Source organism: Pigmentibacter ruber (assembly GCF_009792895.1).
GTDB classification, from domain to species: Bacteria; Bdellovibrionota_B; Oligoflexia; order Silvanigrellales; family Silvanigrellaceae; genus Silvanigrella; species Silvanigrella rubra.
Map to the genome: position 1 here is coordinate 358161 of NZ_WSSC01000002.1, position 11233 is coordinate 369393.

Consider the following 11233-nt stretch of genomic DNA (forward strand, 5'->3'; position numbering starts at 1 on the left):
TAAAAACTTTAAATAAAGCAATATTGTATTATTTAATTCTACAATAGATTGATTACTTTATAAAGAAGGGACATTTATTTTAATTTTATGAAATAATCAAAAGATTTGTCTTTTTACCGGCATAAAACTCATGCAGCATGTCATCTTTAAAAGCATCTATTATCTGGTTTTTAATAGTGATGTTTAATGGTGTATTTTTAGTTTTACTAAGAAATCCCACTCGAATATTTTTTGCAATAAGTTGAGGATCTTCTGTATCTAGCATAAAAACATAACTGAAGTAAATAGGATCTTTTAATCTATTAAGTTTACTAGTTTCTTCACCAATTCTTTCGTATTGATCAATATAAAAAAGAATCATAAAATCGTAGTTATTTTTTGCAATTTTTTGGATATAAATATATTTTTTACTTAATCCTATTAAAATATTATGATTGATATTAAAGTGAGCAACTAGTAAATGCCCCAATCCAAAGAAATGTGTCTGATTGCAAACGCCCAGACAAAATTCAATGAATTTTGTATCTTGGCATTGAGTAGAATTGGCAAAGTGATTCTTTAATTCCTCAATAGTTGGAACTTTAGTGCTTGGTGTTGGAGTTTTTCCAATGCAATCAATGGTGTAATTTTGAATATATTTACTATCAGCTCTTCCAGAAAGGTATCTTTCATTATAGATAACTGCTTGACGATTCCAATCTGTAAGAGTGGTTTTCATATCAATATCAAAACTTTCAAAAAGCTTAAGAAAAAGTTCTGATTGTTTTGTGCTTAATTTAATATTTTGAAAGTATTTAGAAAAAGGAATTCTATGGTCTACTTTACAAACATTTCTGTAAACTTCTAGAAAAATAGAAGTAATTGTTTTTTGACTTAAAGAATCTTTTCTTTCATTTTTACTATTAAAAAAGTCTAAAACATAGTCAGATAATTTATCTGTTCCTAACCCAATCTCTAAGGTATTAAGTTGTTTATTAGCCAAATTATTGAATCTTGTTAAATAATTAATCAAGAAAAAGATAAAAAAGGATTTATTTTGAACTTGAAGATTACTTGATTTTATTTTAAAGATAAAATCAGAAAACTTGGAATAGAATAATGTAACAACAAAAATAATTCCATCTTCATCTGCTGATTGTGTTAAAATTTCATTGCAGTAGTTTAGAATAGATTTTTGTTCACTTGATAAAAAAAATGATTTTTGAGTTTGTATGAACTCCTTATAAGAATATGCAGATTGTTTTACAACTGTAAATAATGTTGCTGATATGAGTTCTTCTTTACCTATTAGAGTATTTTTATCTTTTAGGGGTAAAAATATTCTAAATGAACAGTAATTGTCTCCATTTTTTTTAAATATTTTTTCAAGTATGGTTTTAAATTTTGGGAGTTCTGTACATGATAATTCAGTTATCCCTCGGTTGGGATGATAAAAACAAAGCTGCATTTTTTTGAATTTATAATAAACAAATAAGCCATAGTTTAATTTCAAGTTATTTACTTCATGGATAAAATAAAAATAACACCCTTTCTTATCTGAATTATATTGTCGTAAATCTTTTTCTAATTCATTATAGAAAGAAAATTCTTTTTGAAAGTGGCAATAACTTGTTTGAATAACTATATTTTGATCCTGAAGCGAGCCGTATAATGAATGTGTAAAACGAAGTAAGTAAGCAGAAGCCCTATCTACACCTTCAAGTTCTGTTCCGTCATCCGATGAAAAAAAAGTATCTAATAATTCAAAACCATTTTTACTTTTTATGATTGCATCTAAATTTGTTAAATCATTCGTTTGTCCTAAGGTATCATAGCTTGAAAGCAAAGATTTTAAATCTGGTGTATATTTTCCTACAGTATTTTCACTGAACATTTGAAATCTTCTTTGTTCAAAAGAAAATTCTTCTCTCATTTCATCACTAATTTCAAGTTCTTGCCTTTCTAAGTCCGAGATATTATTTTTCATTTGTAATAGTTTTTGATGCATTTCTTTTGCAGGACGCATTAAATCTGAAGATATATAACTATTTTTTACTATAGTCGTATTGATCTCTTGTAAATTAACTAAATAATTTTGAAATTCCTTACAGTTATCTTCAAAGTAGGTTTTGAAAAAAGAAAGATCCCCTGTTTGATAAAAGTCTTCCTTTATAAATTTGAAGAATAATATAACAAATGAATAGCTAGGTGATTCAATCCAATTCATGAATTTATCTTGATCTAATTGATTATTTTTGCACATTGAGTTATTTCTAAACTCAGAGTTATCTAAATTTTTAATTTTTAGGTAGTTTGGCATTTTTTATAATAATCCTAGCATAATATATTTTAAATAATAATTTACACAAATAATTTATGTAAATTATTATTTAAAATATAAAATAAAAAAATATAATTCAAGGATATTTTATTTTTTCTTTAAAGAGAACTTGAAACACCAGCAAGTATAGCTACTGAGTACCAAGAAACACTAGGATATCTTCCTTGTGCAGCTAAATTAGTATTATAATATTGCGCAGAAGATGTTCTTTGATATACTGAAGTTAAACTGTAAGTTGTTTTGTTTTCATTTGTATAAGCTAATCCAGTAGATAATCCAATAAAATCTGCGTTGATAATTTGTTCAGATGCAAAACTAGAACCAGCGTAATTATTTGTAAATAACCCTAGGCGAATTGAAAATTGATCTAATATTTTGAATTCACTTCCTAAAGCATAATTAAAAACAGGTTTTAAACTGAGTTTATCAATTCTTGAACTTGTACCCGTAATATAACTTGTATCAAAAGAAAATATTATATTTTTTGTTACATTATATGCTATTCCTAAAGAAAAGCGAATTGGCATTATTTTAACAACTGTATTATTTGTATCACTAGATAATCTATCTGAATAAAGACCATTAAAAGTATATGCTCCTCCCGTATAAGGAGTGCCATCTGGATTGAGGACATATAAACTATCTAATGTCTGCTCCGAAGAATTTTGGAAAATTGGGAATTTAAAGTTAGCTGCAAAACCAATAGATAAATATTCAGTTAATTTATATAAAAGACCAAGATTAAGGTTTATTCCTCTAATATAGTAACTGCTAACATTAATATTATCATCTTCATAATATAAATTTGAATTATCTGCATAATTATATAATAAATTATTTGTATTAATTTCATTATGTTGAATATTAAAGACCCCTAGAGCAATTCCTGCACCTAGGTCTTCGCGAATTAATTTAGAAAGGGAGATTTGATAATTAGATTCATTTCCTGTTTCTCTGCTATTAACTATATATCTTTTAATAGAAATATTATTAATATAACTCGGTGAATTAAAATTAAGGCTAGTAATAATATTAGTATGATCGGGGACATAGATGGCTACTCCCCAAAAAAATTCTTCGTCAAATAAAGTAAATTTGTTCGTAAAACCAAAAAATCCACTAATAATGTCAGAGTTTTTTATTTCATATTGGTAGTCGGAAAATCCATAAATAGAATCTACTTTAATATCTTCAATAAAATAACCTACTGTTGATAAGCTAATTTCAGTATTTTTTGTAAATGCGACACCTCCTGGATTATAGTAAATTCCAGAAGGATCATTTGAAATTGCTGTATAAGCACCACCCATTCCAGCGGCTCTTTCTCCTATTAAAAATGAATTATGATGTTGCCAATCTGCCATTGAATAATTAAATTTAAAAATTAAGTATATAATAAATAATATTTTTTTCTTATTGACATTGAATTTATTGTAAGGAAAGAATTTGTTAAAAGTCATTATATTATTTCATAGTTTAAATTAATCATTTATTTTTATGATAGAGTTTATTTACCTAGCCATTTAGGTAGATTTTTTAGTGCTATAATTTTGACATTACTGAGTAACATAGTTTTTTTTAAAAAATACATTAATTTTATTTCTATTTTTGAGACAAGAATGATTATTAAAAATAAAAGCAGAAGAAAATTTATTAATTTTGCAAGTAAAATAAGGCTTGTCTACGCATCGGGATTATTTGGCAAAGAATTAATTGGAAATGGTATGAATGCAAATGCCCTAGAAGCAGATTTTTTCTTTTTACAATTATCAGATATTCATTTGGGATTCAAAGATAATAAAATAAATCCTTTTTCTGATAAGACATTTAAAAAAAGCTATAGATCAGGATTAACTTTATCACAATGGATAATGTTTCAGATCCAACCTCTTCTAGTGGGAAGGTACAAATTAAATGGATCAAAAATGAACTTAGTAAATTAAATCCAAAAGAACCACTTGTCGTGTTCACGCATAGACCTTTATTCGATTTAATTCCTGCTTGGGATTGGGCGACTAAAGATGGAAGTAAAGTAATTTCTTTGTTAGAAAAATTTGAAAATGTTCATGTATTTTATGGGTATATTAATCAAATAAATTACAAAAATGATGGTAAAATTAAACATCATGCTTCAAATTCTTTAATATTTTAATTGCCAGCGCCAGGTTCACTCACGAAAAAAATAAAGATTCCTTGGAATAGTAACAAACCATTTGAAAATCTTGGCTATAAAATAGGTAATGTTGGAGGAAAAGTAAAGCGATAGTAATTTAATATATTAATTGAAATTGGAGTTATTTTTGAAAAATAAAAAAAGGTTATATTGAAATTAAATAACTTCAATAAAGATAAAATTCAGATTTTAAAAATGTAGAAAAAGTTTCTTGTACAGTTGATGTAAAAAAAATTATGGATTATTTTATTCAGTTTTTAAAAATTAAAATAATTCTAAAATATAATAATGTAGCTAAAAAAAATAATCGAAATTATAATTTTTACTTTTAACTCATTTTTTAACTTAATAAAAGCAAGTCTACATTTTATCATAAAAATAAAAGTTCAATATTTTCCCCATTTCAGTTTTAAAATTTTCATATTTTATCGAATAATAATGAATAAATTATAAATGAAAAATATAGAAAAATTGTTTACAATAAGTAAAAAATAAATTAATAAATTTAAACAATAAATTAACTATAAATATGAGGTTATGCACATGCTAAAACTATTATCTCTTTCAACACTATTAATTTCTTCTTATTCATTTGCCGCTTCTATTATTCCTTATATTGGGCCAGTGTTAATAAAAACAACAAATTCAGGATTTGTAGCGCCTTTTTATAGTACTTCGACAAAATGTGAAATTTATAAAAACTCCATGTTTAACAATAAAGTAGTTATTACTACAACAGCTGGTAACATTCAAAATGAATATACAAAAGAAGTAAAGATAACAGGTGACTTAGAAAAAACCATAGCTGATTCCCAACGTGGTCCTTTTTTGCGTGAAATGGCACCAGTCGATGGACCAGGAGTTGTTTACTCAGCAAGAAAAGCAAATCCAAATGGTAGTTACGAAGAAGTGATATTATTAAATGATAATGGTGGAGATGGGACAAAGGTTACAAATAAATCTAATGAAGCAATTACTTTAAAAAACTTTATTGATATGAACTGCAAATAAGTCTTTTAAGAATATAAATATATTTTCTAATTAAGACAAGTTAACTCATCGCAGGATCGCTAATGCTTGGTAAACCATTTTCGATGTGGCCAGAAAATTGTCTAAGAAAGTAGTTATCATTGTTTACAGTAACAGAAAAATCATACCAATTATAACTAAACAAAAGGTCAATTCTTTTTTTAATAATATTTTGCGCTGGTACTTTTATAATGATTGGGTTATTCCCATAGGAATTGTCAATTATATAAAAAGTGCATGCTTTATTACCTGTATTTCTTAAAATGAATAGCAATTCATTTCCTAAATAGTTTAGATAAACTTCAGGGACTGAGAAATCTTTTTCTTCAACTTGTTTAATCAATCCTTTAAACTTCCTAAAAAAACCATTTGGCCCATGGATATTAAAGTCATATATTGAATTTGAGAAGTCTTTTTCATCCCAAGTATCAATTATTGATTTTGCAACTCCAAGAGTATAATTCTTAGGACTACACTTCTTCAGCATATTATATACAAAAAAACCAGCCGAATTTTTTCCTAAATTTGAAAATATAATGTTAATATTCATTTTCTTATAATCAATTTTGGCATTGACGAGTAATTTATAAGGTAGCGATCTTGCTGGACGCACTCCTTTTTCCTGAATTGGCAATTGCTGTTTTTTAGGAATACTCGGAGAATTAAGCTTTTTCATTTCATCTATTTTTTCAATTAAATTATTAGTATTTGGAATATTTTTGGGCCATGAAATGTCAGGTGTTTTAAAATTAAACATTGAAGTTAAATCTCCACACAAAGCTCTCCGCCAAGGTGAAATATTAGGTTCAAAAACATCAAATCTTTTTTCTAGAAACCTAATAATAGAAGTATGATCGAATACTTCTGAACAAACCCATCCACCTTTAGTCCATGGTGAAATAATAAGCAAAGGAACACGAATACCCAAGCCTAAGGGCTCACCATTATAAATTTCTCCTTTGTTAGTAATAGTACTTATTCCTGATCTAGAATTTATTGGTAATGTATAAGGAGGCATATGATCAAAAAATCCATCATTTTCATCATAATTAATTATAAAAGCAGTGCGCTCCCATGTTTCTTTATGATTTGCAAGAACTTCTAGCAGCCTCGATGTTAATGATTCACCATATCCAGGAGGCCAAATTGGATGTTCACAAAATCGTGTTGGTGCAACTATCCAAGAAACTTGTGGCAAAGTTCCATTTGCAATATCTGCGGCAAATGCATCAACTAAATATTGCGCATTAGAATTAGAAGCATTTTCAGAATTTGAGCCTTTAACCCATGTTCTTGCTTTATTATATAGTTCTGAGTTTTTATCTAGATTTCTAAAATTTTTGAAATAAGCAAGGGCATTATCTCCATAATTATCGTATTCTTGATATACTTTCCAAGAAATTCCTGCAGCTTGTAACCTTTCTGCGTATGTTGTCCATGTGTAACTTGCATATGGTACTTTATCTAAATCCATATTTGCAGTTTCATTTCCATCATCTTTATTATGTACAACATGTTCTCCTTCTGCATTTACTGATAATCCACTTGTTCCAGTAAATAAAAAAAGTCGATTGGGGTCTGTGGGACCAAATATTGAGGAGTAATAAGCATCGCCAATTGTAAATGCATCTGCGAGAGCGTAATAAAATGGGATATCAGTTCTAGAAAAATACCCCATTGTATATGGGCTTTTTTTCTCAATCCAACAATCATGCTGTTGCCATATTTTTTGCGATTCTTTCCAAGAGTGATCTAAATTGTCTAACCATTGTGAGTTTGTTTCTTTAGAATTGAATGCAAAAGGGAGAGTATGTGTTTGCTGATCGGCATTTGGTTGGTACCAGACAGGACATCCTGTGGGAAGTGTTATAGCTCGGGGGTCTCCAAAACCTCTAACCCCTCTTAAGGTACCAAAATAATGATCAAATGATCTGTTTTCTTGCATGAAAATAACAATATGTTCAACATCTTTAATTGTTCCAGTACGCTTTGGTACTGGAGAAGCTAATGCATTAAGAATGCTGTTAGGTAACAGGGATAAACCTGCCATGCTTACTGATGTTTGAGTTGTTAATTTAAGAAATTCACGTCTAGATTTTAAATTCATTTAAACTCCAAATTTAATTTTTAATTGTAAAAAACAAGAATATTGGTGAAGTTAATAACTTTTATAAAAGTATTAACTGCTTACACTTTTTTCTAAAATAAAGCAAAGTTATTTCTAAATAATATTCTTTTTATGCAACTATTTTTTGGTAGGCAAAATAAATTAAAAGGCCTTATATATTGAAAATTAACATAAAAATATTAAAAGTCTTTAAAAATTACTTTTATATAAGACTATTTTGCAGATGGGACTTCGATTGAGTCAAGATCAATTTGAATTTTTACATCATTACCTACAGCAGCTTCACCAGCAATTCCAGTCATACCACCACCATTCCATTTTATATCATAGTCCTGACGAACTATTTTTACTGAAGCAGAACCGCCAAGATGTTGCTTTTTATCTAAAGGGCTTAAACCAGGTCCTGCAATATCTGTAACATCAAGAACAACAGATTTTGTTACTCCATGAATTGTGAGATCTCCAGTTACTTTTAAGCCATTTTTTCCATTTATTTTTGCACTTTTTGAAACAAAAGTAATTTTTCCAAATTTTGCCACATCTAAAAAGTCTGCAGATTTTACATGTTCATCTCTTTTTTCATTGCCAGTGTCTATAGAACTAGCATCAATTTCAGCCTTTACTTTTGTGTTTTGTGGATTTTTCGCATCATATTCAATAGTACCTGAAAATTTCTTAAATTCACCTTTAACAGTATTAATGCCTAGATGACGTACACCGAATTCTACTTTTGTATGTACAGGATCCAATTCATACTTTGCTGCTAATGCATAGGACGAAAAAGGAAACAAAATAGAAGTTGATAGAACAGATAAAGTTAGTTTTAGGCGCATGGTATCTCCCTGTAAATATCATAAATGGTAAAATTTATTGAATTATATTATCATTAAAAAACTATTGTCAATTTTTTTTTAAATTGACCTATTAATATTTTTTTTATAGAAATCTTTTTTTAAAATTCTTAAATTTGAATTTTCAAGCAATATCAATTTAAAGAAATTTAATTATAATTCGTAAAAATTAGTTATTTTTACTTCAAATCTTTAATTTTATAGTGATAATCATCTGGAGGTAATATCATACTTTTATCTATTTGCATGATATTTGCTTTATCTATCATATTAGGAAAGGGACTAATCTGCATAAATTTTGCTTTATTGTCAATAATTTCTTTAACCAAATTAATCGAGATTCTTGCTTGAACTGTTGGAAAATCAGAAGCAGCTGCGAGGATATCATTCGAAATAATATGTTCATAAATACTTTCTGTCATATAAAAAGAAAGAACTTTAGTTTTTTTCTTATTAATTTTAAAATATTTTGCAGCAATATCTGCAGCTACAGCATTTCCTACTAAATAATTTGTATCAGGATTTTTTAGCAGAAAATTTCTCACTAAATCGGCCTGTGCTTCTTTATCAGTGGCACCAAAACCGGCATTGATAATATTTTTATGATATTCTTTTAATGTTTCCATAAATCCTTTATCTGCTTCAATCACCCATGTCGCATCTTTAGGACCAGGAAACCAAGCTATTTTTAACTTTTTTCTCGGTTTTGTTTTTAATTCAGCGAGTAAATACTTGGCTGTTATTGCCCCCATCTCATAAAAGCTGAGAGAAGCTCTAGCTGCTATATCATTAGAATCAACGCCGTTAATTAGATCAATAACTGGGATCTCTTCATTTTTTGCAAGGGTAATATCGTCATTCAATTTGGTAGAATTTATTGCAGATAAAATAATAACATCATACTTTTGATTAATACAATATTTAAATTGTTCTTTTTGTTTAGCTAAATTATCATATCCTCCAGCGTCAAAAATATCAGCTTCAATATTTAAATGAGATGACTCATCGGAAATGCCGTAGTTTACAGCCCACCAGTATTTATCTAGAACGTTAGGCAAAAGAACACAGATTTTCGTTTTGTCCTCTAAAGGTTCTTGTCTTTTATAAAATATAGTAGATATTTGATTTTTGTCGTTTGTTAATTTTAATGGAAAGTTATTTAACTCTAATGCTGAACTTTGTAAGTAATAGATTATAAATATAATAGATATAACTATTTTAACAATTTTCATATTGCTTCTTTTATAAAAATTAAACTTAATCATGCTCTAATGTATAATAAATTAAAAAAGTTTAATTTTTGTTCATATTGTCAAAAAATCAACTTTAAGTTAAATTGATTTAATTTATATTTTTAATAAATTTTCTTAAAACAAATTTTTGACTATAAAATTTGAAAAATTTCTTGGATAAATTCTTTGTCTTTGCTAGAAAGTCAAGGTTAATCGAATTTAAACAATTTTTAGGAAAATATATGCAAAAAAATATTAGAATATTTATTATTGTGTGGAACATTTTTTCATTTACCCCAATATTTGCTGATTCAATAGATTTTGAAGTGCTTGATAATCAAAATTCTATAGCAACAAGTATTGCAAACTATACTAATCAATTAACAGCTCAAAATGGGAGATCAAGTAAAGTAATTGAAAGGCAACAAAAAATTGTTAGTTACTATAATAGAGTGCATATATTAAAAACGTTTAAAAATAAAGACTTTACTGTAGATTGTATACCTTTTATTGAACAACCTTCATTAATTGATAATCCTGAATTAGGTCAAAAACTCTTAATCGAATTTAATAATATTAATTCAAGAAATTCTTTGCAGAAATCTGGTCATTTATTTGCTTTCAATGCAGCAGAGCAATGTCCGGAAAATAGTGTAGGGATAATCCGTCCTACAGATGTAATAGTGAACTCTGAAAGTAGTTTGAAAATAGCATTAACTGAAAATAATTTGCTTGAATTGAATTCTAATTCTGACAGTACAGCAGGATACTCTTGGCAAGTAGGTGTTACTCCAGAAAATAAAATTATTTATTTAAATCAAGATCACGGTGAAGCTTATTTCAAAGGGCCTCAGTCACAAGCTGTAGCTTCAGATAATCAAGACGATCATTCTTTAGATCAATTTTGGTTACTCTATACTGGAGAAAATAAAACTAGATACAGTGTTGAATTTGGTATTTTAGCTAGTAAATATTTTACAACTTTACCGGCAACTAGTATCTTTATTTATGCTAGTGTTGATAATTATTCCGATAAATCTTGCTATAATTTAGGTTGCTCAGGTTTTATTCAGTTTCCTTCAACACCTGTCTTGGGTGTTCCTTTGACAAATAAAGGAGCCGATTACATATTTAAAGTGAAACATGTTAAAAATAAGCAAGAGCAATCAGGATTTTATTTAACTTTAGAAGCAAAAGAACCAACTGTTTCTTTATTCAATAAGCATAGTGTTACACTTGGATTCTATCCAGAAAGTATTTATCCCAAAGGTATGTTACCAAATACTTTTAGTGCTGGGGCAGAAGTATATGCCACAGCTCCAGAAAATGGGACAGTTCTATATGGAAACTATGTTTGGCCAGTTGATGGCTATTATAGAAAAAAACAAATAGGTATGTTTTCACAGAACAAAAATATTTTCCCATTCTATTCAAGGCATGAATTAATACCTTTAGGTCTTGTTTGGAAATTTGGACAAAAAGAGTAATTATTAAAAATTA

The 11233-nt window shown here is 27.8% G+C and carries 8 protein-coding genes; 3 read left to right on the plus strand and 5 right to left on the minus strand.

The window, feature by feature from the left end:
- Positions 1 to 85 precede the first annotated feature (85 nt).
- Both GOY08_RS08040 and GOY08_RS08045 read right to left on the minus strand, forming a co-directional pair.
- Positions 86 to 2299: a hypothetical protein gene (locus GOY08_RS08040; protein WP_158998383.1), complete on the minus strand. Its 2214-nt coding sequence runs from the start codon at positions 2297 to 2299 to the stop codon at positions 86 to 88.
- Between the two features lie 119 nt (positions 2300 to 2418).
- The gene (locus tag GOY08_RS08045; protein ID WP_158998384.1) at positions 2419 to 3684 is read right to left on the minus strand and encodes an OmpP1/FadL family transporter; all 1266 of its coding nucleotides are present in this window, start codon (positions 3682 to 3684) and stop codon (positions 2419 to 2421) included.
- A gap of 500 nt (positions 3685 to 4184) precedes the next feature.
- Between GOY08_RS08045 and GOY08_RS08050 the strand changes: the two genes are divergently transcribed.
- Positions 4185 to 4472 (plus strand): metallophosphoesterase family protein, encoded by a 288-nt coding sequence (locus GOY08_RS08050; RefSeq protein WP_158998385.1) that lies wholly within the window; start codon positions 4185 to 4187, stop codon positions 4470 to 4472.
- 564 nt (positions 4473 to 5036) lie between these two features.
- Complete coding sequence (locus GOY08_RS08055) at positions 5037 to 5504, plus strand: hypothetical protein (RefSeq protein WP_158998386.1); 468 nt, start codon at positions 5037 to 5039, stop codon at positions 5502 to 5504.
- Positions 5505 to 5544: 40 nt separating this feature from the next.
- Here GOY08_RS08055 and GOY08_RS08060 read toward each other — a convergent pair whose 3' ends face one another.
- The 3 genes from GOY08_RS08060 to torT all read right to left on the minus strand — a co-directional run bounded on the left by GOY08_RS08060 (position 5545) and on the right by torT (position 9733).
- A complete protein-coding gene (locus GOY08_RS08060; protein ID WP_158998387.1) occupies positions 5545 to 7629 on the minus strand; it encodes a phosphocholine-specific phospholipase C in 2085 nt (694 codons plus the stop codon).
- A gap of 233 nt (positions 7630 to 7862) precedes the next feature.
- Positions 7863 to 8483 carry a YceI family protein gene (locus tag GOY08_RS08065; RefSeq protein ID WP_158998388.1) on the minus strand — a complete coding sequence of 207 codons (621 nt, stop codon included), beginning with the start codon at positions 8481 to 8483 and terminating at the stop codon, positions 7863 to 7865.
- A gap of 197 nt (positions 8484 to 8680) precedes the next feature.
- Entirely contained in the window at positions 8681 to 9733 is a 1053-nt protein-coding gene (gene torT, locus GOY08_RS08070; RefSeq protein ID WP_158998389.1) for a TMAO reductase system periplasmic protein TorT, read from the minus strand.
- Between the two features lie 242 nt (positions 9734 to 9975).
- Here torT and GOY08_RS08075 point away from each other — a divergent pair, with 242 nt between their 5' ends.
- Positions 9976 to 11220, plus strand: a complete 1245-nt coding sequence (locus GOY08_RS08075; RefSeq protein WP_158998390.1) for a neprosin family prolyl endopeptidase — start codon at positions 9976 to 9978, stop codon at positions 11218 to 11220.
- Positions 11221 to 11233 lie beyond the last annotated feature (13 nt).